The 21,735-nt window shown below is 37.4% G+C and carries 21 protein-coding genes, 5 pseudogenes and 1 riboswitch; of the genes and pseudogenes, 20 read left to right on the top strand and 6 right to left on the bottom strand.

Features of this window, described 5'->3' with window-relative positions:
- Window positions 1-441: 441 nt before the first annotated feature.
- Window positions 442-630, top strand: a riboswitch (cobalamin riboswitch).
- 150 nt (window positions 631-780) lie between these two features.
- The 7 genes and pseudogenes from nikA to ACQKMR_RS17530 all read left to right on the top strand — a co-directional run bounded on the left by nikA (window position 781) and on the right by ACQKMR_RS17530 (window position 6,696).
- On the top strand, window positions 781-2,412 hold the full coding sequence (gene nikA, locus ACQKMR_RS17560; protein WP_427698443.1) for a nickel ABC transporter substrate-binding protein: 1,632 nt from the start codon (window positions 781-783) through the stop codon (window positions 2,410-2,412).
- Between the two features lie 36 nt (window positions 2,413-2,448).
- Window positions 2,449-3,387, top strand: coding sequence for a nickel ABC transporter permease (gene nikB, locus ACQKMR_RS17555; RefSeq protein WP_427698442.1), 939 nt, complete (start codon window positions 2,449-2,451; stop codon window positions 3,385-3,387).
- 2 nt (window positions 3,388-3,389) lie between these two features.
- Window positions 3,390-4,220, top strand: coding sequence for a nickel transporter permease (gene nikC / locus ACQKMR_RS17550; RefSeq protein WP_427698441.1), 831 nt, complete (start codon window positions 3,390-3,392; stop codon window positions 4,218-4,220).
- 15 nt (window positions 4,221-4,235) lie between these two features.
- Window positions 4,236-5,207: an ABC transporter ATP-binding protein gene (locus ACQKMR_RS17545; RefSeq protein ID WP_427698440.1), complete on the top strand. Its 972-nt coding sequence runs from the start codon at window positions 4,236-4,238 to the stop codon at window positions 5,205-5,207.
- Between the two features lie 19 nt (window positions 5,208-5,226).
- A complete protein-coding gene (locus tag ACQKMR_RS17540) occupies window positions 5,227-6,021 on the top strand; it encodes an ATP-binding cassette domain-containing protein (RefSeq protein WP_427698439.1) in 795 nt (264 codons plus the stop codon).
- 38 nt (window positions 6,022-6,059) lie between these two features.
- Window positions 6,060-6,197: pseudogene (locus tag ACQKMR_RS17535) on the top strand (IS1595 family transposase); the annotation flags it as partial.
- Between the two features lie 187 nt (window positions 6,198-6,384).
- Complete coding sequence (locus ACQKMR_RS17530; protein WP_427698438.1) at window positions 6,385-6,696, top strand: hypothetical protein; 312 nt, start codon at window positions 6,385-6,387, stop codon at window positions 6,694-6,696.
- A gap of 281 nt (window positions 6,697-6,977) precedes the next feature.
- On the opposite strand, the pseudogene ACQKMR_RS17525 reads toward ACQKMR_RS17530, so the two are convergent.
- Both ACQKMR_RS17525 and ACQKMR_RS17520 read right to left on the bottom strand, forming a co-directional pair.
- Window positions 6,978-7,091: pseudogene (locus ACQKMR_RS17525) on the bottom strand (hypothetical protein); the annotation flags it as partial.
- 102 nt (window positions 7,092-7,193) lie between these two features.
- Window positions 7,194-7,307 (bottom strand): hypothetical protein, encoded by a 114-nt coding sequence (locus ACQKMR_RS17520; RefSeq protein WP_427698508.1) that lies wholly within the window; start codon window positions 7,305-7,307, stop codon window positions 7,194-7,196.
- A 548-nt stretch (window positions 7,308-7,855) separates the two neighbouring features.
- Here ACQKMR_RS17520 and ACQKMR_RS17515 point away from each other — a divergent pair.
- The 3 genes from ACQKMR_RS17515 to tatC all read left to right on the top strand — a co-directional run bounded on the left by ACQKMR_RS17515 (window position 7,856) and on the right by tatC (window position 10,851).
- The gene (locus ACQKMR_RS17515; RefSeq protein ID WP_427698437.1) at window positions 7,856-9,586 is read left to right on the top strand and encodes an alkaline phosphatase D family protein; all 1,731 of its coding nucleotides are present in this window, start codon (window positions 7,856-7,858) and stop codon (window positions 9,584-9,586) included.
- A gap of 93 nt (window positions 9,587-9,679) precedes the next feature.
- Complete coding sequence (locus tag ACQKMR_RS17510) at window positions 9,680-9,892, top strand: twin-arginine translocase TatA/TatE family subunit (RefSeq protein WP_427698436.1); 213 nt, start codon at window positions 9,680-9,682, stop codon at window positions 9,890-9,892.
- A 224-nt stretch (window positions 9,893-10,116) separates the two neighbouring features.
- On the top strand, window positions 10,117-10,851 hold the full coding sequence (gene tatC / locus ACQKMR_RS17505; protein WP_427698435.1) for a twin-arginine translocase subunit TatC: 735 nt from the start codon (window positions 10,117-10,119) through the stop codon (window positions 10,849-10,851).
- A 404-nt stretch (window positions 10,852-11,255) separates the two neighbouring features.
- Here tatC and ACQKMR_RS17500 read toward each other — a convergent pair whose 3' ends face one another.
- From ACQKMR_RS17500 to ACQKMR_RS17490, 3 genes are read right to left on the bottom strand one after another with little or no spacing between them, the layout of a single operon-like run.
- Window positions 11,256-11,594 carry a hypothetical protein gene (locus ACQKMR_RS17500; protein ID WP_427698434.1) on the bottom strand — a complete coding sequence of 113 codons (339 nt, stop codon included), beginning with the start codon at window positions 11,592-11,594 and terminating at the stop codon, window positions 11,256-11,258.
- Window positions 11,591-12,037 carry a hypothetical protein gene (locus tag ACQKMR_RS17495; RefSeq protein ID WP_427698433.1) on the bottom strand — a complete coding sequence of 149 codons (447 nt, stop codon included), beginning with the start codon at window positions 12,035-12,037 and terminating at the stop codon, window positions 11,591-11,593. The genes ACQKMR_RS17500 and ACQKMR_RS17495 overlap by 4 nt, the downstream gene beginning before the upstream one ends.
- Window positions 11,992-12,303 (bottom strand): hypothetical protein, encoded by a 312-nt coding sequence (locus ACQKMR_RS17490; RefSeq protein ID WP_427698432.1) that lies wholly within the window; start codon window positions 12,301-12,303, stop codon window positions 11,992-11,994. Before ACQKMR_RS17490 ends, ACQKMR_RS17495 begins: the two co-directional genes overlap by 46 nt.
- A 128-nt stretch (window positions 12,304-12,431) precedes the next feature.
- On the opposite strand from ACQKMR_RS17490, the gene ACQKMR_RS17485 reads away from it, so the two are divergent.
- On the top strand, window positions 12,432-12,692 hold the full coding sequence (locus ACQKMR_RS17485; protein ID WP_427698431.1) for a hypothetical protein: 261 nt from the start codon (window positions 12,432-12,434) through the stop codon (window positions 12,690-12,692).
- Window positions 12,689-13,345, top strand: coding sequence for a plasmid pRiA4b ORF-3 family protein (locus ACQKMR_RS17480; RefSeq protein ID WP_427698430.1), 657 nt, complete (start codon window positions 12,689-12,691; stop codon window positions 13,343-13,345). Before ACQKMR_RS17485 ends, ACQKMR_RS17480 begins: the two co-directional genes overlap by 4 nt.
- Here the strand turns inward: ACQKMR_RS17480 and ACQKMR_RS17475 are convergent.
- The gene (locus tag ACQKMR_RS17475) at window positions 13,316-13,456 is read right to left on the bottom strand and encodes a hypothetical protein (RefSeq protein WP_427698429.1); all 141 of its coding nucleotides are present in this window, start codon (window positions 13,454-13,456) and stop codon (window positions 13,316-13,318) included. The genes ACQKMR_RS17480 and ACQKMR_RS17475 overlap by 30 nt on opposite strands.
- Window positions 13,457-13,460: 4 nt before the next feature.
- Between ACQKMR_RS17475 and ACQKMR_RS17470 the strand changes: the two are divergent.
- The 8 genes and pseudogenes from ACQKMR_RS17470 to ACQKMR_RS17435 all read left to right on the top strand — a co-directional run.
- Window positions 13,461-13,856: pseudogene (locus tag ACQKMR_RS17470) on the top strand (hypothetical protein).
- Window positions 13,832-14,407, top strand: a pseudogene (locus ACQKMR_RS17465) (amino acid permease). The pseudogenes ACQKMR_RS17470 and ACQKMR_RS17465 overlap by 25 nt, the downstream one beginning before the upstream one ends.
- A gap of 661 nt (window positions 14,408-15,068) precedes the next feature.
- Window positions 15,069-15,851, top strand: coding sequence for a DeoR/GlpR family DNA-binding transcription regulator (locus tag ACQKMR_RS17460; protein WP_427698428.1), 783 nt, complete (start codon window positions 15,069-15,071; stop codon window positions 15,849-15,851).
- A 322-nt stretch (window positions 15,852-16,173) separates the two neighbouring features.
- Window positions 16,174-16,338: a hypothetical protein gene (locus ACQKMR_RS17455; protein ID WP_427698427.1), complete on the top strand. Its 165-nt coding sequence runs from the start codon at window positions 16,174-16,176 to the stop codon at window positions 16,336-16,338.
- Between the two features lie 157 nt (window positions 16,339-16,495).
- Entirely contained in the window at window positions 16,496-19,684 is a 3,189-nt protein-coding gene (locus ACQKMR_RS17450; protein ID WP_427698426.1) for a discoidin domain-containing protein, read from the top strand.
- Window positions 19,685-19,944: 260 nt separating this feature from the next.
- Window positions 19,945-20,292: pseudogene (locus tag ACQKMR_RS17445) on the top strand (DUF3885 domain-containing protein); the annotation flags it as partial.
- Window positions 20,293-20,647: 355 nt separating this feature from the next.
- Window positions 20,648-21,355, top strand: coding sequence for a DNA alkylation repair protein (locus tag ACQKMR_RS17440; protein ID WP_427698425.1), 708 nt, complete (start codon window positions 20,648-20,650; stop codon window positions 21,353-21,355).
- Between the two features lie 226 nt (window positions 21,356-21,581).
- Window positions 21,582-21,735: helix-turn-helix domain-containing protein (locus ACQKMR_RS17435; RefSeq protein ID WP_427698507.1), on the top strand; the 154-nt coding region annotated here is incomplete at its 3' end.

Genomic DNA, 21,735 nt, shown 5'->3' with positions numbered 1-21,735 from the left:
CCTCACTATCATACGATATATGTCGTTACAGATTACTGTTCGTATAAGAGTATGCCTATCCATACCTAACGAGCCGTTAAAAAACATCAGGACTTTAATTTGATATAGCATAAATTTGCGATAACGAATATAATTTGTATTAGGTAAACTTTTTTTGAGTTAATTTTCAAAGTGAATATTTCCATTTTGAGAGAGTTGCAAGCGTAAAACAGTTAAGTTTAGGAAAATTAATATGTTTGTTACATGTTAAAGAGAACATGCTTATTCTCCTTTTACTACCTGTATTTCGTTTATTGCTAGGATGGATATGATTAGTAGCTGGGTTTATCAAAAATTACTTAGGGATGAAACTAATAAATTGTTAAGAGTACCAAATGGTTTCGACATACTAATTTTACGATTGACAAGCTCTATATTTTACTATGAAGATGAGGGAAAATTTCATATAGTATTGGAATGGGTATATTCGTTTAATAGCGAATATTTAAAAGGGAAGCCGGTGCAAAATCCGGCACGGTCCCGCCGCTGTAATGGTGAGTCCTATGCAAGAAAGTCACTGGATAATATCCGGGAAGACGCATGGAGATGATGAACCTAAGTCAGAAGACCTGCCCGTTCTAGAAATGCTGTTAAACCTACGGGAGATAGGGAGGTGTTAGAGTGCTAGAAGACGAATTTGTTCTTAAATAATAAGCATTTCTGACCGTTAAATCTGGTTGGAAATGCTTTTTTTGTATAATTTTCAAATAGTTAAAATTCCATAATTGAAGGTGAGAAAACATGTACTTAAAACGGTCTAGTTTATTCCATTCTTTTGTTGGACTACTAGTAATTTTCACAATTTTTGTTACTGGTTGCAGCAACACAACAATAGATCAAGAAAATACATCAGATAAAGATAAACAAAAAGTTGTTACTTTTTCCTGGCCTGGGGATATAGGTGACTTAAATCCACACACATATTTTCCGAATGAGTTTTTTTCCCAGGCTATGGTATATGAATCCCTTGTTTATTACGGTGAAGGCGGAGAAATTCAGCCTTGGCTTGCAGAGAGCTGGGATATATCGAAAGATGGAAAAGAATATGTATTCCATCTGAGGAAAGATGTTAAATTTTCCGATGGTTCCCTCTTTAATGCTGCAATCGTTAAGAAAAACTTTGATACCATTTTAGATAATCGCAAACAACATGAATGGGTGGAATTAATTAACCAAATCAAAGGTACTGAAATAATAGATAAATATACATTTAAACTTATTTTGAACAACGCGTATTATCCAACTCTGCAAGAACTAACTTACATCAGACCGTTGAGATTTGTAGGAGAAGCTGCTTTTCCTGACAGTCAAAACACATTTAAGGACGGACTCAAGTCTCAGATTGGCACAGGACCATGGGTGTTGAGCGAATATAAGAAAAATGAGTTTGCTGTTTTTAAAAGGAATGAACAGTATTGGGGTACTAAGCCTAAAGTAGATAAGGTGGTTGTTAAAGTCATTACTGACGGAGAGTCAAGAGTATTAGCTTTTGAGAAAAAAGAACTCGACTTTATATTTGGAAACGGGGTCATTAGCCAAGATTCATTCCAATTTTTGAAGAATTCAGGGCAATATGAAACTAAATTGTCAGAACCTACTGCTACAAGAACACTGCTTCTTAACTCAAACAGAGAAGCGACTAAAGATCTTAAAGTTCGGTTAGCTCTTCAACATGCTTTTAATAAACAGGCTGTTATTGATAAGATCTTTTATGGTATGGAAAAAAAGGCTGATACTTTGTTTCCACCTATGTTGCCTTACACGAAAATTAATATAGAGCCTCATGAATATGATACAGAAAAAGCAAAACAGTTATTGGATGAATCTGGATGGAAACAAGTGAAGGGGAAACCATTTAGAGAAAAAGACGGAAAAGAATTGCAATTGGAATTACTGTTTAATAGTACAGACAACATCCAAAAGTCAATCGCAGAATTTACCCAAGGTGATTTTAGAAAGCTGGGAATTGATGTTAAGTTGACTAGTCAAGAAACTAATACTTTTTGGACAAATGCATTTCAAGGTGAATTTGATTTATTATTTACATCTACTTGGGCTGTACCGTTTGATCCACATTCCTATTTAGCTTCTATGACGACAAAATCAGAAAATGGTGGTCCAGATTATAACGCTCAACTAGGGTTGCCAGTAAAAAAAGAATTAGACCAGAAAATTAAGAAAGTATTATTAACTACAGACGAAGAAGAGAGAAAAATACTATATTCAGAAATATTAACGACATTGCACGAACAAGCAATTTATTTACCGATATCTTATCAGTCTAATATAGCAGTGTATCAAAAAAACATTAGTGGAGTAGATTTTTTACCTCAAGAAGCTGAGGTCCCTTTAACTTCAATTGACGTTAATTGAAACGGGGATACTTAAAAACAACTTAAGGAGTGCTACATGAGTTGGTTTATTTTTAAACGTCTCACAAGTTTAATTCCAATATTATTTGGACTTTCGCTCATTACTTTTATCTTGCTTCACTTAATTCCTGGAGATCCGGCAGTAGCTTACTTAAGGGCGTCACATATTCCTCCTACGGATGAGACAGTGGCAGCCCTTCGAGTTGAGCTTGGTTTAAACAAGCCTTTATATGTCCAGTACTTTGAGTGGCTGGGAAAAGTGCTGCAATTGGATTTAGGAATGTCTTATGTGTCCAATAACACTGTATGGGAAGAAATTGTGATACATTTCTTTCCAACTGTTCAATTAACATTTGCTGCGCTTATCTTTATTGTTGTTATTAGTTTACCTATAGGCATGATTTCTGCTATTTACAAGGGGAAATTTATTGATCAGTTTAGCAGAATAATAGCCTTTGTAAGTGTCTCTATGCCAACCTTTTGGCTTGGATTTCTGTTGATCTATTTTTTATCTATAAAGTTAGATTTATTTCCTGTATTGGGAAGGGGGACTTTGGCTAATCTAGTGCTTCCTTCCTTGACATTGGCTTTTGCGTATATAGGTACGTATATGCGATTGCTTCGGGCTAGTATGCTGGGAAATTTGAATGAGCCATTTGTTGTTTATGCTAGAGCGAGAGGTTTGCGCCAAAGACTAATCGTTATTAGGCATGTCTTAAAAAAGTCCTTACTACCTGTGATAACTGGACTTGGAATGAGCTTAGGAAACATGCTAAGCGGAGCAGTTATTGTTGAAACAGTTTTTGCTTGGCCAGGCATGGGCCAGTTATTTGTCACATCTATATTAAATCAAGATTATCCGATGATTCAGGGTTGTGTATTGTTTATGGGTGTTATCTTTGTGGTCTGTAATCTTCTTGTGGATCTTACATATTCCTTCCTGGATCCCCGTATACGTTGGGAAGGAGTGAAATAAGAGTGGTGCAAAACGTGAAACGAAAGCTGATGACACATAAGCTCATGATGATCAGCATCATGATTATTTCCTTCCTGACAGTTTTTGCTTTTTTTGCTCCTTTTTTGGCCCCTAATGATCCGAACTTAATTGATATCGTTCAGAAGCTACAAGGGCCCTCCTCTCAGTTTCCATTGGGAACTGATCATTTAGGGAGATGTATATTGTCCCGATTAATCTATGGAGCACAAACCTCTTTGGGAACAGCTTTCCTTGTCATGGGATTAATGATGATTATTAGTATCCCACTCGGTATTTATGCTGGCTTTATAGGTGGTAAGGTTGATTATCTCTTCATGAGAATGTGTGACATTCTTATGGCATTCCCAAGCTTTCTTCTGTCCTTAGCAATAATCGGAATTTTAGGACCGAGTCTTGGAAATCTGATTTTGGCAATGGTGCTTGTTCAATGGGTTTTTTATGCACGCGTCATTCGAGGTTTGGTTCTTAGTGTAAAGGAGCAAAACTTTGTTTTAGCAGCCAAAATATGCGGGACACCAAGGAGAGTCATTGTCATTAAACATATTTTACCTGCCATCATTTCTCAAGTTGTTGTATTAATCTTTATGGACATCGGAGGGGTAATTTTAGCAATTTCCGGTCTCTCTTTTCTAGGTCTTGGCATACAGCCTCCAGAGGCAGAGTGGGGAATGATGATCAATGATAGTAAGCCATTTTTTAGAGAATCCCCTTCATTGATGCTGTACCCGGGGATGATGATCTTCATCGTTGTGATTGCTTTTAACATGTTTGGCGAAGCTTTGAGGGATGCTCTTGACCTAAAAAAGGAATAGAAGGGAGGTTGAAAGATGGGACAACACCCCATTTTAATTGTAGACAATTTGAATGTTATTGTAACGACCCCAAATGGACTGACTCAAACTGTCAATGATGTCAGTTTTAAGCTTGAGGCTGGGAAAGTGTTGGGGCTTGTCGGAGAAAGTGGATCAGGGAAAACGATGACATGCATGTCTTTGTTAAATCTTTTACCTGAAAAGGCAAAGGTGGTACAAGGGAGCATCAAGTTTAATAATATAGACCTTTTAAATGTTTCCACAGAAGACTTAAGGAAAGTACGGGGAAGTGAGATCGCTATGATTATGCAAAACCCTATGATCGCCTTTAATCCTGTGAGGACGATAGGACGGCATTTTATTGAAACACTAAGAACTCATTTGCCTATTACGAAGCAGCAAGCGCGGAAAATGGCTGTGGAGTATTTAGAAAAAACGGACCTGCCTAATCCAAAGAATGTCTTGAAGCAATATCCGTTTCAGCTAAGCGGCGGGATGCTGCAACGGGTTATGATTGCGATTACCATGTCTTTAAGTCCATCTATCATTATTGCTGATGAGCCGACAACTGCACTTGATGCGACAAATCAACTTCAGGTTTTGAAACAGTTGGATAAATTAAGGAAAGAATACAATACATGCATTTTATTAGTATCACATGATCTAGGGGTGATTGCTCAGGTAGCTGACGAAGTAGCTGTGATGTATGGCGGCTATATCGTTGAGAAAGCACCAGTGTTGAAGTTGTTCAATAGCCCAATGCACCCTTATACCCGAGTCTTGTTAGATTCCAGACTTGGATTAACAAGAAGAAAGATTAAGAGTGATAAGCGTGTCAGCGTTTCGCACCCCAATCTAATAAATAGAGAAAAAACATGCCCTTTTTTAGAACGATGCGAGGACGCAGATCATACATGTTCAAGTTATAATCTTGAATTTAAAGAGTTTGAAAAAGACCATCTAGTAAGATGTGTAAAATCAAGATAAAGAGTTGGGTGGATGAAGAGTGAGTTTGCTTGAGTTGAAAGGTATAAAGAAAACATACTTGTTGGGAAACTCTGTTTTTGGGAAGCGTAAATATGTTGAAGCCATTAAGAGCATATCTTTAACTTTGGAAGAAGGAGTATGTTTAGGCCTCGTTGGAGAAAGTGGATCTGGAAAAAGTACCCTGGGCAAAATTATTCTGGGTCTCGAAAAGCCGGATGAGGGAGAAGTATGGTTCCAGGGGAAGAACCTTTATTGTTTAAAAGCAAAAGAATTAAAGGAGTTACGGCGAAATCTGCAGGTTGTCTTTCAAGATTGTTATAGCGCTGTTAACCCAAGACTGACTATAGGGGAGATCATTGCTGAGCCTTTAAGAAATTACGAGAGGCTTACGTCTATTCAAGAGAAAAAGAAAGTAAAGGAGCTTTTGGAAATCGTAGGGTTATGCCCGGAAGATATTCTTAAATACCCATATCAGTTCAGCGGAGGACAGCTACAAAGAATCAATATCGCAAGAGCGATTGCCTTAAAGCCAAAGTTAATTATACTTGATGAGGCTGTAAGTGCTTTAGATGTTCTTGTTCAAGTACAAATATTAAACCTTTTGGCACAATTAAAAGAAGAGTTTCAACTTTCATATCTCTTTATTTCTCATGATTTACAGGCTGTCAATTACATTTCAGACCAACTAGCGGTAATCTACAAAGGTGAGGTTGTTGAATGGTTAGATGATATGGAACAACTTGAACGATTAGAACATCCTGTTTCTAAACAATTATTGTCTTCTGTGTTGCCTCCATATCCGGGGTTATTATGATGCGAAAAGAATAGGTTTGTAAGGTGAGTTCGGGGCTTCTCGGTATTCACTATGCAACCCTTTTCTATTGGAGATACAAGCTCCTATTTGCTTTAAAAGAGATGGATTTTGAGTAGTTTCAAGGCATCGTAGAAATTAATGAGACCTACTTCTGGTACTTTGAAATAGGGAAACGTAACCAAATAAGGTATCGAAATGACGATACCAGGGTAGCAAAAGGATTGTTTTTTAGTTACCTGTTTTCAATGGAAGCTACCTATGGTAGACTCAGATTATCAAATTTTACCATTTTTTGGTATTTGGTCATTCCGTTAAAGGAAATATTGGTTTAGTATTTTCATTATTTACATATGGGGGAGTAGTATGACTAAAGATAATTTAAAAGGTACATTAATTTTAGGGTCTCTAATTGGAATAATTGGATTTGTTATGTTGTTTTTTAGTGTTTATTTTGGTACATCTCTTGCAGAAAATTGGTTGATAAAACAAGGTGGAGCAGATACAAACACTTATAACATTATAGTGAAGAGCTATATTAATAGCTTTTTAGTCGCTGGAAGTATATTGTTTGCATTCGGGCTTTTAGTAATTAGCTTTACATATTATAAATTGCAAACTATCATGGGGAAGTCAATTGAAGTATTTATAATGTTCCCCAATTATTTCTTTTTATAAAAATGGGGGCTTTAATGGAATAAGAAAGGGAACTTCCTACAAATGGAAGTTCCCTTATTTTTATATTGATATCAACAATATCATTAAACATAGCAAATTAATATCATAAGAGCCTATTTATTCTTTAATGGGGTCTAAAGTAAAAAGTACGATTTCGAATAATATCTGTGTTTTGTAGTAGAACCCAATTGCCATCAAGTTGAAATTTTCTTCTCAATAAGTTCAAAAATATGAAACGGTTTTTTGAGAGTTTAAGTTTTCTAACTTAAAACTAAACAAAATTATTTCTCAAAAAACTTTTTTCCTAATACAAACCAGACATTATTGACGCCTTGTCCATTTACATCACCTGCCTGCTTATCTTTCACATAATAATAAAGTGGATGCCCTTTATACGTTGTTTGCTTTTATCCGTAATCTCTTATGATTGTTTTAAACTCTTTTTTGTCGAATCCTTAAGAGGAGATGATGTTATCTGCATGGAAAGGCGGCCAAATTTAACTACATTGACCATTGCAATTGCTGACGCTAGAATCATCTTTTGTGAAATAATAAAGGGTTATTCCTTCTTGGTCTGCTAAATATTTCCCTACTTTGTCTGATCTTAGCATTTTAAGCTTGTACTTTTTTGACTCATCCTGAAATAAAGTCACGTACACTTGACTTAAAAATGATAGGTGAGTCAGCAATTCTGGCCATGGACGAAAGTTAATGTTATTAAGTGAAATAAAGAAGCAGCAGTAAACCCAGATTTTCTCGTTTGGGTTACAAAAATGATTCGCAAATCGAGGGGAATAAATCTTCAACGACGACGGCATCCTTCGGTTTTTGAGCTACGATTATCGCGCGATTTGAAGCAATAATAGATGCAACCTAAACGGGCTTAACCCTATATATTTGTAACGATTAAATAAAGGATTTATGAAGAAAATTAGGAAAAAAGACTGTAAACCTATGTGGGATATTATGGGGATTAATCAATTAATGGATAAGTCATATTGTTTTTTTGTTTACGAGATTCCAAAGACTTGTATCTAAATACCTAATTGGGAAATTAGTGATTTACATTCCTTAATATGTCTTTTAAAAAGCCCCCCTATACTAAAACCAGATTCAAAGAATTATTTAGGAGGGAAAGATCAATGAAGAATAAAAAGCTTTGGATGAATTGATAAAGAATTGGAGCGATGAAAGCTTAGGCAAAAATATGGACCGCCGGAACTTTATCCAGGGAGCGAGTAAGCTTGCCGGACTTTCATTGGGTCTTGCCCTTGCGCAATCAATGGGAGGGGTTGAGGTTAATGCTGCCCCTAAATTCAGCGATTATCCATTTACTCTTGGTGTATCTTCTGGTGATCCACTCTCAGATAGTGTTGTTTTATGGACAAGGTTGGCTCCAGATCCGTTGAATGGCGGCGGAATGTCAAATGAAGCTGTTTCAGTTAAATGGGAAATTGCAAAGGATGAGCATTTTAGAAAAATTGTAAAGAATGGCAAAGAAATAGCCAGGCCAGAACTGGGTCATTCTGTCCATGTGGAAGTAAGCGGGTTAAAACCTGACAAGGTTTATTTTTACCGTTTTAAAAGTGGAGGGGAAGTAAGCCAGACAGGGAAAACGAAAACACTTCCGTTATTAGGTTCCAGTGTTTCGAGTCTGACATTCGCTTTTGTTTCATGCCAACAATTTGAACATGGCTATTATACAGCTTATAAACATTTGGCAAAAGAAGATCTTGATCTAGTTTTTCACCTTGGCGATTACATTTATGAGTACGGCCCAAATGAATATGTTTCATCTACCGGTAATGTCCGTGTACATAACAGTCCGGAGATTATTTCACTTGAGGACTATCGAAACAGATACGCTCAATACCGTTCTGATATACATTTAAAAGCAGCACATGCTGCATTTCCATGGGTCGTGACATGGGATGATCATGAAGTTGAAAACAACTATGCAAATGTAATTCCGGAAAAGGGACAATCAGTGGAGGCATTTATCAAACGCAGGGCAGCTGCTTATCAGGCTTACTACGAGCATATGCCTCTTCGTAAATCGTCATTGCCAAAGGGGGCTGATATGCGTTTATACCGGAATTTCTCATATGGTGATCTGGCTTCTTTCTTTGTACTTGATTCACGACAATACCGTGATGATCAGGCAAACGGCGATGGAAGCTCACCACAAACGCCAGAGTCTCTTGATCCGAAGCGTACATTACTCGGACCAGAGCAGGAGCAGTGGCTAACTGAGAATCTTTCAAATTCAAAAACAAAGTGGAATGTGCTTCCTCAGCAGATATTCTTTGCACAGCGGAATTATGGAACACCTACTTCTCCAAAATATAGCATGGATTCTTGGGATGGTTATCCGGCTGCACGCGACCGTTTGATAGATGTAGTAAAAAGCAAAAACATTGAAAATCTGGTTGTATTGACTGGTGATGTACATGCAAGCTGGGCTTCCAATTTAAAAACTGATTTCAATGATCCAAACTCAAAGACTTTCGGTGTGGAATTTGTCGGTACATCCATCACATCTGGTGGAAACGGGGCAGACAAGCGAGCAGATACTGACAAAATATTAAGCCAAAATTCACATATTAAATTCTTCAATGATTACCGTGGGTATGTCCGATGCAAGGTAACACCAGAGCAATGGAGGGCGGATTACCGTGTGGTTCCATTCGTAACAGAACCTGGGGCAGATATTTCAACAAGAGCATCCTTTGTTTTTGATAAAGATCAAGCTGGACTCAGAAAAGTATCATCAGCCCTCGTTGCTGAAGGTGTCCAAAAAACTAATGAAGTCGAAGAAGATCGTACACGCGCCCATAACCGTGCACATGAAAAACAAAGGATGAACAAGCGGGGGAAAGTCACTAATTAATAGTTATCTAGAGTGATAACTTGATCAGGATTAATAATTGTTAACATATACTAAAAAGTTGAAAAAATATCTAAATAAGGAGTGGGTCTGAAAATGCTTTCAAATATCGGAATTCCTGGGTTGGTCATCGTGCTCGTAATCGCTCTAATTATTTTTGGACCTTCCAAGCTGCCGGAAATCGGCCGGGCTTTTGGTCGCACTTTATCAGAATTCAAAAGTGCAACAAAAGGATTAGTATCCGATTCAGATAAAGAGGAAGAAAAAGAGAATAAGTCTGAGGTGGCACCAGTTAAAAAAGAGGGATAAATAGGAAATAGGAATGATGAGATTGCGGGCGGGGAGACTCGTCTGCTTCTTTTTATGTGAAGATTGGAATAGTAGTTGCCAATGGGTTCAAAAAAATCCAGTCTAGACCGGTCAAATAGTATTTCCGCGTTTTTTTCCTTCAAACTCGATTATTGAAATGCTTGCTTGTCACGAGTTTGAAGCCATTGGTTTGTACATAAAGTAACCAAAAAGGAGGAGCAAATATGGAAAGCAAGGATTTGCATGTTATTGAGCATATGGAGGAACTCCGAAGCAGAATTATTAAAACTCTAATAGGTTTTGTTGCTTTCTTCATATTGAGTTTCATATTCGTACAGGATATATACGAACTGCTTATTAACGATTTAGAAGGAAAACTTGCAGTTCTCGGTCCGAGTGAGATCCTGTGGGTTTATATGATTATCGCTGCGGTATGTGCAATAGCTGCAACTATTCCGCTAGCTGCATTTCAGGTATGGCGCTTTGTAGCACCAGCATTGAAACCAGATGAGAGGAAGGTTACATTTCGTTTTATCCCTGGGTTATTTATCTTATTTATCACAGGGATCTCTTTTGGATATTTTGTATTATTTCCTATTGTATTAGGGTTTCTGACTTCACTTTCCGCTGGGCAGTTCGAGATGATGTTTACTGCGGAAAAATATTTTCGGTTTATGATTAACCTGATTTTGCCCTTCGGTATTTTATTTGAAATGCCGCTAGTGGTCATGTTCCTAACAAGATTAGGAATATTAAATCCAACAAGGCTGAAAAAGTCACGTAAGATTTCTTATTTTGCCCTTGTTATCGTATCAGTCCTGATTACGCCCCCGGATTTAATTTCGGACATATTGGTTATTGTCCCTTTGCTTGTTCTTTATGAAGTTAGTGTACAGCTGTCTAATATTGTTTATCAAAAAAGGCTTTTAAGAGAGCAATCAGCGTTTCCTGTTACATGACAGGGAAATTCAGCATGTCCTTTATTGAATGGATAATCCTTTTTCCCGGAGTCTCTCAAACCAGCAGGGGGATTCCTAGCTTCTTAGGAAACAGAAGATGTTGTTGCTGACAAACCAGAGAACCTGCTGCTGCAGGTGGTTTGGGCATGCCTAATATGGAGGAATGGGCAGCATGATGTAATCATTGCTTATATCCCTTGATTTTATAGAGCGCTTGTCTTCAATACTCTATTAAGGGGTAGCGTTGAACCGTGATATAGCTTAAAAGTAGAGGTTTTTCCATTAGTTCTTTGTACTTTTGAGAACCCTCTTTTTCTATTCTTTTGATAGTTGACTTTTTACATAAGTAACTTGAAATAACGATAAAAGAGCCGCCCTCCAGCGGCTCTTTGTCATACATGAGGCTAATCTAACTTAAATTTGCTACCTAAAAATTCTAACGTTGCTTTATCTCGTAGTTTGCAGACATTATTTTGGTTAGCAAATATACCCGGCTGCGTTAATGCTTGGTTGACAACTAATGATTCAATCCATTTAATCCCGACTGTCCAATATGCATTGTTAGAATTATTTAAGTTATTTACGATGTTTGCCTGTTTGAGAGGCTCAGCTAAAAGTTTTTTTCCAGATGTCCATTCAAAGTGCTTAACCATTGCAGCTTCTGAAGTTACGATGCCATATCCTACATATCCTCGACCGTTTAAGTAAGCGAGCACTTTATCTCCAACTTGTAGCTTCTTCATATGACCGCTATAACGAGGATGTTGCCTGCACTTATAAAACCATATGTATTGCAATCTTCCCATCTCCGATGAATACCATCGCCTACATTTACGTAATAAATACCAGACCAAGGGGCCTTCTTCTTTGCTGATACTTTATCTTCTACTGCTTCAGGATCCATAAGCCATGATCGGCCAAGCATTTCTTGTGAATTGTCATTGAAAAAATCAAAGAAGAGGCAGTTAATGTTTACATTGTATTCATCTGCTAAGTATTGAACAATCCTTTCAGAGGATGGATCTAGTTCAGAAGCAACGATTACGATACTATGCTGGTTGTTTATTTCTAGTGGTAGCGATGTTTCAAAATGATTTTCAAATGTCTCTTTTAAGCCATGTAAGCCATGTTTTAAATATTTTACAGTGATGCCTTTATTTCTACAGTTGTTAACTCTTTTACCCATGAAGCATAATCAAGTGCTTGAGCGATTACGTCACGAGGTGTTCTATCTTTCTTTAATTCCAACAGGACCAGTTCGCCGTCTCTTTTTATAGCTATTAAATCAATCCGTCCACCGAAGCTAGTCACTACTTGCTTCCCGATGATTAAAATATCTAAGCCTAAAATGTTGCTATCCTCTGCAATCCAGTTTTCTAAACGATCTTCACTATCAAGCCGATTTTTTTGAATTTCTTGTAGTTTATTTTGTTCTACTTTCCACAGATTCATATTAAATGGTATTATTTCAACCTCCTATATTGCGAACTCAATACCACTATTTTACACTGAAAGCTCCAATTTCTTGTTAATTAAACTTATAATGAAATAGAAGAAATTATTTAAAAAAGGAGATTTACATGCGTAATAGAAAAGTGCCTATAACAATTTATAAAAACGGAGAGTTACTGGAACAATGTGATAATATTCAAGCTGCTGGCCGATTTTTGAAATCTTATACTAATGATACAAATTTTCGATTTGCGAAAATCCAAAATGGTTATGTTTATGGAGCAACATGGTCATATAATGGAGCAACATATACATTTACAGCACCTAAGGAAGATCAAAACAGAAGAAAGTTAGAACTAGAAGGAAAGAAAAAGAAAGGTTCCTTATGAAATCCTACATCCTAGCATTTCAATTTGAAAATATTGAACCAGTTGTGTGGAGAAAAGTTATTGTACCAGGTGGGATTACGTTTAATCGTTTGCACGATGTCATTCAAAATGTAACGAATTTTCAGAGTGGATATCCGTACGAGCCAATTCATTTGTTTGAGTTTCAGCTAGATGATGTTGTTGTAACGAATAATTTACAACGAATAGATGAAGCGAAAAGCAAATCGTATAAAGGAATTGGGGTGAAGCAGCCGCAACGTATAAAAATTGATACTTATCTGGAGCGCATAGGTGAATTTTTATATGTGTATGATTTCAGTGATGATTGGCGCATTCATGTGAAACTAGAGGAAGTCGTGGAGGATTATTATTTTGGTTTTCCAACCGTGCTTGATTGGGCAGGGGAAGCACCGCCAGAGGATGTAGGTGGTCCGCCTGGATTTGAGCACTTTCTTGAAGCCTATCAAAATCCTCCTCACCCAGAGCATAACTATTTCCGGAGTTGGGCGACTGAGCAAGGGTTCCGATTATTCGATAAAGCGTGTGTGAATCAAAGTCTCAAGCATTTAAAATTTCAAAAGACTGAGTGGGCTAAAGTACATCATGAGAATTACAGAATAATATCAGATAAATATATAGATATAACGAAGTAGGAAATCTTCTGAAATCTCGATTAACCCAATCATTGTGATAATTGCTTTGTGTGTTTCAGGTCGTTTCGTAAAGTCACGATATTCTTCAATTTCATTATAATGTTTACTCATATGAATGCCTACAATTGTTATGATAGGCTCGCTAATTCAAAGGTGGTTCCCAGATATTTCTCCATGGATAGGGTCATTAATTGCTGGAGTTACCTCATTTGCAGTTAATGCTCTCTCTGCCCGTAGCTTTGCAGAAACAGAATTTTTGTTTGCTAGTATTAAAGTAATCGCTATTGTCTAGTTTATCTTAATAGGCGGAGCAGTGATATTTGGTCTTGTTCCAATTCATGGGGAAACATCTGCCCCTTATTTCAAGCACTTAGCAGAATTTGGGTTCTTCCCTAATGGAGTATTGACTGTAGTTATTGCTATGATGGCAGTAAACTACTCGTTAGGTGGTACTGAACTGGTAGGAATTTCCTCAGGGGGAAGTGAATCTCCAAAAAAAAACAATACCTAAAGCAAACAATAATCAATCAAACTGTTTATCGGATCATTTTATTCTTTGTTTTATCGATGATTATTGTGGTTTCCATCGTACCTTGGCAAGAGATTAAACCCACTGTTAGTCAATTTGTTACTGCCCTAGATAACATTGGAATACCTTATGCAACTGATATTATGAACTTTGTAATCATTACTTCGCTTATATCAGTTGCTTACTCTGGTCTTTATACTACAACAAGACTGTTGTATTCTCTTTCAAGTTCTAAAATGGCTCCATGATCCTTTCAAAAATTAACGAAAAAAGGTGCACCTTTACTTGCTTTAATTGCCAGTATGAGAATCTCTTGCATTTCTCTTCTCGCTTCAAATGTGGCAGCGGATACAATTTATACATGGATTCTTTCTGTAGCAGGTATGGTATCTATGCTATCTTGGATGAGTATCGCTGCTTCCCAGTATTTTTTCCGTAAACGTTATATAGCTGAAGGGGGAAAGGTAAGTGAACTGGGTTTTCACACACCACTCTATCCTTTAGTGTCAATTCTAGCATTTGGTTTTATTTGATAGTGTAAATAAGTTTAGCATTTGATGAAAGTACTAAGATGACAATATATCTTGGTGTTCCAGTATCTATTGCCTTTCATTTAATTTATATTTTTTTCGTACGAAAAAGGGAAGAAGATAACAAATCACTAGTCCAATCACAAGCCAAGTAATGGGGGCGTAAGATAAAAAAGATGTTACCAGACATGGCACTTTCATAGAAGAAAGGGTGTTCATTATATTAAAAAATAAGAATTGAAGACATTGGATAAAAAATATTTTCTTCACCCTACATCTTCCATCATTCAGTAACAAGAAGAGGGAGCAGCTTCCTTCTTCAGACAAATCTCTTTCGGGGGAATTTGTGTGCATCCAGTAAAAATACTAAATACCAACAGTAATGAAACGGCCTTTCTTCTCCTCAATATGTTTTCCTAGCCTTTTGGTTATTTCTTTATTTTTCCAAAAGTTATGTTCATTCAAACATATCATATTTATATTGGATAGTTTTGTAGAAAAATACTGAGAAAGCTTGTATGTACGTTTAAAGAAAGTATATGTAAAAACTTTACAAAAATCTCATATGAGTTAGGTTGTGAAATTATGCGAATTTGTGTTATTTATAGAATAAGGAAAATTAAGAAATACCAAATTTACCTAATAACTAAAGCAGGTGAAAATATTGTTAGCTCATGAGCGTCATGAAAATATAATGGAATGCTTGCGAAAAAATAAGTTAGTCAAGGTGTCTTCGATCACAAAAATGTTTGGTGTGTCTACCGAAACAGTCCGCAGGGATTTTGAATATCTCGAGAAAGAAGGGTATATAAGAAGGGTGCGCGGTGGAGCGGTTTTAGATAATGCGAACAGTCAAGAAATCAATTTCTCATTGCGGGAAACCAAAAATATTGAGGAAAAGAAGGAAATAGCGAAGATTGCTGCACATTATGTTACAGAAGGACAATCCATTGTATTAGATGTCAGCACCACAAATACCGAATTGGCGAAAGAATTAAAAAGCAGGTTTCAAAGACTTACCGTTTTAACAAATTCCTTAATCATTGCCAAAGAACTTTCAGAAATGCCTCATTATACGATTTTGATGCCCGGGGGTGTACTCCGAAATGAAGAATTATGCCTGGTAGGTTCTTTGGCGGAAGAATTTTTTAAAGGATTTCACATTGATACTTTTTTTATGAGCATCAGTGGTATTTCCTTGACGGAAGGGCTGACGGATTACGGGTTAGGTGAATACCAAGTGAAAAAGAAAATGCTTGAGAATTCTCAAAGTTGCATTGTGCTAGCGGATAGCAGTAAATTTGATGTTGCATCATTATTGAAAGTCTGCCATTTTGAAAGGGTTGACCGTATTATTTCTGATTCAAATCTTTCCGAAAAGGTACTGCAGAAATATAAAAAAGAAGGTATTGAAATTGTGAATAAGATTAATTTGGAGGAAAAGTAGCCGTCTACTTTCCTTTTTTTTATGTGTTTTTTAACTCAGTTTATCTCATTTTAGCATCTCTCCTCAAATTTCAAGTAGCAAAGTAAATCTTTTATTTCTTGCAGCCAGGAAAATAAACTCCACCATCAGTTATTTATGTGTAATTGTGTGTTTTTGTGTAATTTTTCATAAAACAACAATAATTCACACAATATTTACAGAAAATCAATAATGATTGTATATTATTTGTTTATACAAGAGGTAATTTGTGTGGGTGTGTTATATTTTATGTTTATTTTAAGGTGGCGTCTATTGTCATCTATTCCCCTTATTCTGGGAGGTGATGTTTCAAAATATCGGCGTATCAGGATTAAAGCACCATTTCAGTTTAATGAGAGCAGTAGAAGTAGAAAATCAAGGTTCCAATATTGGAAACGAAAGGGGGATTTCCGTGATGAAAAATCTCCTCTCATCCCGTTCGATGGGAGGATGCCCGCCATCCTTGTAAAGCGGGGCGACCTTCTCCAGCACAATGGAGTCGTCGACATGATCGATATAATCAATGAGTTCTGCATCAAAGTTTGGCTACGGTTTTGTTTTTTACTCAATTTTACAAGCTTTTTGAACAGACTCTTAAAATAATTAAAATATGGAGGTTTTCTGTAATGAAAAGAATTTTATCTATTACTCTCGCATTCACGATGATATTCGTTATGTTATCGACCACCGCAGAAGCACTTACAAACAAGTCGAACGACAAAATCGTCAAAATCGACAATATGCAGCCGGTTTACGGTCAAACGATCACCGCCAGTGTGATCAAGGGTAAAGGTTCAAAGGACAAACATCTAACATTTCAATGGCAAGTACAGGAATCACGTATAAGCGATAAATATATTAATGTGAAATCGGGTGGTACATCCAAAAGCTACACCGTAACGTTAAATGATATTGGTAAAAAAATGCGCGTTGTAGTTTCAAAGCGAAATGGTGCCAGTAAAACTTCAACTTCATTGCCCACGAACGCAGTATTAAATGCCAACCACCTTATTGCATCGATGAAATTTGACAATAATTTAAAGGACGATGCAAATCAAGAGAACTTGGAAGGGAAAGGAAATTATAGTTTTGTAGACGGTGTATTACCCGGGACCAAAGCTCTGCACTTAGAAAGCGGAGACGGTAATTATGTCGGTACGAAGCATAGCTTGAAATTTGATAATGACAGTTTTACCACATCCTTCTGGTATAAGGGTGACACGAACAAAAATCAGGTCATATTATCAAACAAGGATTTTAGTAACGGCTCTAACGCAGGCTGGGCGATTTACACATCAGCCAATTCGGTCAACATGAATTTAGCATTCCCGACCGCAAAAGAAAAGAACATTTCCTTTGGGCGCGACACGTTTAATGCGTCAGATTGGCGTTACGTGACATTTGTTGTAGACAGAGATAAAATGCTCGGATCGTTGTATATTGATGGTTACAAAATGGCTGAAACTTCGCTGGGGGTCGGAACTTTAGATACTTCGAACCCATTAAATATAGGTAGCGACGGATTAGGCAAGCATGGCGGTAATTCATTCGATATAGCTGATCTGAATGTTTGGAAAGGTGCATTTAGCAGTGATGTAGTTCAAGCTAATTATAAGAGTTACGGTGTAAATAAAATAGATATGAATGCACTTAACGACACAATATCAGAGGGAAATAAAATAATAGCAAAAGGTCTCGGCAAAGGCTTCAGCAAAACCGATTTTGATTATTTGAAAAAGGTTTTGAATACGGCAACTTCGGTTGCAACAACGCAAAAAGTAAAATTATATACACAGGAAACCATCAATTATTACGAACGTGAACTAACCAATGCCATCTTCATCTATCAAAAAAGTAATAAAACAGCAACGCCCGCCGATTTAAATATGATTGTGAACAGCGATACGGAAATCAGTGGTAATCCTGCTGCAATCGCGCGCGTGGAAGATGATTTCAGAAAAAGCCTGAAAATATTCTCGCAGGCTGACGTAATGTTGATTCCTGGCGACGTTACCGGCGGTAACAATGCTATCGAATATCTGTGGATGAATGAGCTGACAAAAGTCCACAATAAACTTAAAGATGAAGGTTTATTTGACAATATCGCGCTTTATTTGGTAAGAGGCAACCATGATATGGGCGGCGCCGAAAAATTAATTCCTGTCGGTTCGGCGGGCGCGTGGAACGAATCTACGAAATCGTACGATAACAATTTCTTTAACGATGCTTATCGGGTCAAGATAAAAGGATATAATCTTGTGGTTTTTGACGGAAATTATGACAACAACAACACGTCTGGAAAAGCTAAAAATTTCCTTGACCAAATTAAAAAAGAAGCGGATTACGATCCAACCAAACCGATATTTGTATCTTCTCATTTCCCTATCAGCGGAACCAATTGGGGATCGGCATGGAGCACCGCAGGAAGTAATAATGTAGGTAAATATATTGCTGACAATAATTTGTCGCAGGTAGTCTATCTGTCAGGTCATACGCATTACGATCCGACCGACGAACGTTCACTCTATCAAGGTGCGGCATCGTATTTCGATGCTGGTTCGACGAATTATTCTAGTTATATTGATGGCGGTCCGTCCGGCGGATATATTGAAGGTGCATATATCAATTATAATACCACACCTCGCATCTCGAATTTTATAGAGGTTTATGGTACAAAAGTTATCATCAAACATTATAATTTAAGCACAGAAGAATTTGTAGGCATACCTTCTGTAGTCAACGTTGGCGAAGGCAAAGATGCCTTTACGTATAGCAAAAGCGATACAAGAGAACTCATCGCTCCGCAGTTTGATGAGGGTATTACGATCAATTCCTTCAAAAACAACGAACTTACTTTTACAATGAAGCAAGCCAATGACAATGTGCGTGTGTTGGAATACAATGTTCAGCTTATCAACAAGCTTACCGGGGAAGTTGACAAATCGTTTAACAGTCTTTCGCTGCCGCTAGACAAGCCATTCGATGAACACAGGGAATACAAGATTACAGGTTTGTCGCCGATTACTCCATATACCCTCCGAGTATTCGCTGCGGATTCCATGTATAACCGTTCGTCGCAGGACATTGACATTACGCCTCAAGGTGTTAATTTAGAGAGCATCACTGCACCTGCTGACAAAACAGGGGTGGCAATCGGAGCGGCGAAGACAGCAGACGCCCTTGGATTGCCAAAGACAGTATCCTTGGTTACCGATGGTGGTGGTGGCGATGCCAAAGTGACATGGGATGTAGATGCTTCAAAGTATGATCCCACAGTAAAGACTGTACAGACCTTTACTGTAACTGGAACTGTAACTTTGCCAAATGGGGTGAAAAATCCCAATAACGTCCCTTTGATAACAAGTATTAAAGTAACTGTTAATAAGATCCCTCAGTCTCAAATGACGGCAGCGGCGACAAGTCAGGAAACGGTTGGTGAAAATAATTCAGCATCCATGGCGATTGACGGAAATTCACAAACTTTTTGGCATACAAAGTGGGATAAATCTGATGTACTTCCTCAATCGATCACATTAAATCTTAGAGGAACTTACCCAATCAATAAGGTCGCGTATTTACCAAGGCCATCAGGTGGCAACGGAAATATTACAGGATATAACGTTTATGTAAGTACAGATGGAGTGACCTTTACTAAAGTTGCAAGCGGAACTTGGGCAAATGACAATGCGGAGAAAGTAGCAACTTTTGATCCGACAGATGCATCATATGTCAAGCTCGAAGCAACGGCGGGTGTTAACGGCTGGGCAGCGGCTGCGGAAATTAGCGTCCTTGAAACAGAAACTGTAAAGAAATAGCTTCTAACTTAAAAGAATTTATTGTATTGAATTCTGAATTTGAAGATGAGATTGATGAGGAGGGATAAAAAAAATTTTCCAATGCTAGCTAATAAAAAACTTATGAGTTATTCAATTAAAGGGCGCGCGCTTATCTGGGTAAGATAATTATTTATGGACTGATCGGTTTTTACCGTTCAGTCTATTTTTTATCAATAAGGTACACACTATTGATAAGATATTGGCTCCTTGATATTATTAGCTTGATAGATTCTCAATAACACCTATCACAGGTGAGAACTTACCCTTATCCTTTTGAGGTGGACGAAGCCGAAGAATTTGAGATGCTACAATTTTCTTTGTTATGTAAACGAATTGACATCCGTGTTAATGAGTTACTTAAAGCAGCAAGTAATGAAGATTTTGCATTAAAACCAAAGTTCGGTGAGAACCCAATTGATTATCCTGATGTCTTTTTTGTAAACATCACTAAAGATATTATCTTCTTTGTATATGATGATCGAGGATGTGAAGTCATTGCTCGTGATGCAAACCGAATCCGTCCGCTTTCAGAAAAATACTTCAATTGGGTAGAAGATGTTGATAGAAAAAGAATAGAACAAGGTTGAGGAATAGAATAAACAAATAAATTACTCCCAGTTTTAATGATTAAAATAACGAGTGTATTATTTTAATCTCCAATTGCCGAAATGGCAGCTTTCCTCTGGAACTAACCCAGCTAAGAAGCTTCTTAGTTATTCCATTAAAGGGTGCCTTAATTGAATATGAGAGAATCTGTTTTCTTAATATAGGGATAAACGAGTGTGAACTTACCAACATCATATGTGTTACCACATACACTCCGCACATGTTGAGACGGTTTTGTTAAAAAATGTAAATATTTGTTATCAGCTAATGGGGATGGATTAGATGGGCTTAAACCTTAAGGAGGAAAAACCTCCAAAAAGAAGGAAGTGTTAAACGATGAATTTACAAATGGTTATGCAGGAGCTTGAAGCTCTCGGCAAGGAACGAACCAAGAAAATTTACGAATCCAATGGTGCGCACGAGCCGCTTTTTGGCGTGGCTACAGGCGCTATGAAGCCAATCGCCAAGAAAATAAAAAAAAATCAACCTTTGGCTGAGCAGCTTTACGCCACAGGGAACTACGACGCAATGTACTTTGCAGGCATAATTGCAGACCCAAAAGCAATGGCTAAGGCGGATTTTGAGCGTTGGATGGATGCGGCGTATTTTTATATGCTGTCCGATTATGTGGTTGCAGTAACTTTAGCTGAAACAGATATTGCACAAGACGTTGCCGATAAATGGATCGCAAGCGGTGAAGAGCTGAGAATGTCAGCGGGCTGGAGTTGCTACTGCTGGCTTTTGGGTAATCGCCCTGACGGTGAATTTTCCGAAAGCAAGATTGCCAATATGCTTGAAAATGTGGAAAATACGATACACGATTCTCCAGAACGAACTAAATACGCTATGAATAATTTTATATATACAGTGGGGACTTCATATTTGCCGCTCCATGAAAAGGCTGTCGAGACCGCAAAGGCAGTAGGCCCAGTAGAAGTCAAACGGGACAAGAAAAAAAGCAGTTTCCTACTCGCTTCCGAAAGTATTCAAAAGGTAGTAGATAAAGGGCAGCTTGGTTTCAAACGCAAAAATGTAAGATGTTAAACAATAGCCTCGCATCGCGAACGATCTTCAATTATCGAACGCGATTGTGGAACAACATAGGTAGAAAATAATCAAACTTTTTTTATAAAAACCAAATTAAATCTGCTGAAGAAGAATCCATTTTGATCAATCTTTTTTCAAAACGGATTCTTTTTATCATTTCCTGCCAGAAGACTCCCCCTTCAAGCGTGTGAAGGGCGAGAGCCCAACGGTAAGGGAGAGATGAATGGCGGTTGGCATAAGCCAAAGTAATCTTTTGACAAACATACGTTCTGTGGTTAATAATAACTATAAGGGGGTGAAACCAATGGTCGTAAACAAAGCTTATAAATTTCGAATCTATCCAACTAAAGAACAACTAGTTCTAATCAATAAAACGA

The sequence above is a fragment of the Peribacillus sp. NPDC096540 genome (assembly GCF_050278525.1).
Classification (GTDB): Bacteria; Bacillota; Bacilli; order Bacillales; family DSM-1321; genus Peribacillus.
This window is presented reverse-complemented; position numbering and strand designations above follow the sequence as displayed.

Coding starts and splice junctions, on each gene's coding strand:
- ACQKMR_RS17475 (WP_427698429.1), bottom strand. CDS start 13,456: ATGAGTAAACATTATAATGAAATTGAAGAATATCGTGACTTTACGAAA.
- ACQKMR_RS17530 (WP_427698438.1), top strand. CDS start 6,385: ATGACTAAAGATAATTTAAAAGGTACATTAATTTTAGGGTCTCTAATT.
- ACQKMR_RS17480 (WP_427698430.1), top strand. CDS start 12,689: ATGAAATCCTACATCCTAGCATTTCAATTTGAAAATATTGAACCAGTT.
- ACQKMR_RS17520 (WP_427698508.1), bottom strand. CDS start 7,307: ATGCTAAGATCAGACAAAGTAGGGAAATATTTAGCAGACCAAGAAGGA.
- ACQKMR_RS17490 (WP_427698432.1), bottom strand. CDS start 12,303: ATGAATCTGTGGAAAGTAGAACAAAATAAACTACAAGAAATTCAAAAA.
- ACQKMR_RS17510 (WP_427698436.1), top strand. CDS start 9,680: ATGCTTTCAAATATCGGAATTCCTGGGTTGGTCATCGTGCTCGTAATC.
- ACQKMR_RS17455 (WP_427698427.1), top strand. CDS start 16,174: ATGTTTCAAAATATCGGCGTATCAGGATTAAAGCACCATTTCAGTTTA.
- nikA (WP_427698443.1), top strand. CDS start 781: ATGTACTTAAAACGGTCTAGTTTATTCCATTCTTTTGTTGGACTACTA.
- ACQKMR_RS17500 (WP_427698434.1), bottom strand. CDS start 11,594: ATGAAGAAGCTACAAGTTGGAGATAAAGTGCTCGCTTACTTAAACGGT.
- ACQKMR_RS17485 (WP_427698431.1), top strand. CDS start 12,432: ATGCGTAATAGAAAAGTGCCTATAACAATTTATAAAAACGGAGAGTTA.
- tatC (WP_427698435.1), top strand. CDS start 10,117: ATGGAAAGCAAGGATTTGCATGTTATTGAGCATATGGAGGAACTCCGA.
- ACQKMR_RS17440 (WP_427698425.1), top strand. CDS start 20,648: ATGAATTTACAAATGGTTATGCAGGAGCTTGAAGCTCTCGGCAAGGAA.
- ACQKMR_RS17450 (WP_427698426.1), top strand. CDS start 16,496: ATGAAAAGAATTTTATCTATTACTCTCGCATTCACGATGATATTCGTT.
- ACQKMR_RS17495 (WP_427698433.1), bottom strand. CDS start 12,037: ATGGGTAAAAGAGTTAACAACTGTAGAAATAAAGGCATCACTGTAAAA.
- nikB (WP_427698442.1), top strand. CDS start 2,449: ATGAGTTGGTTTATTTTTAAACGTCTCACAAGTTTAATTCCAATATTA.
- ACQKMR_RS17545 (WP_427698440.1), top strand. CDS start 4,236: ATGGGACAACACCCCATTTTAATTGTAGACAATTTGAATGTTATTGTA.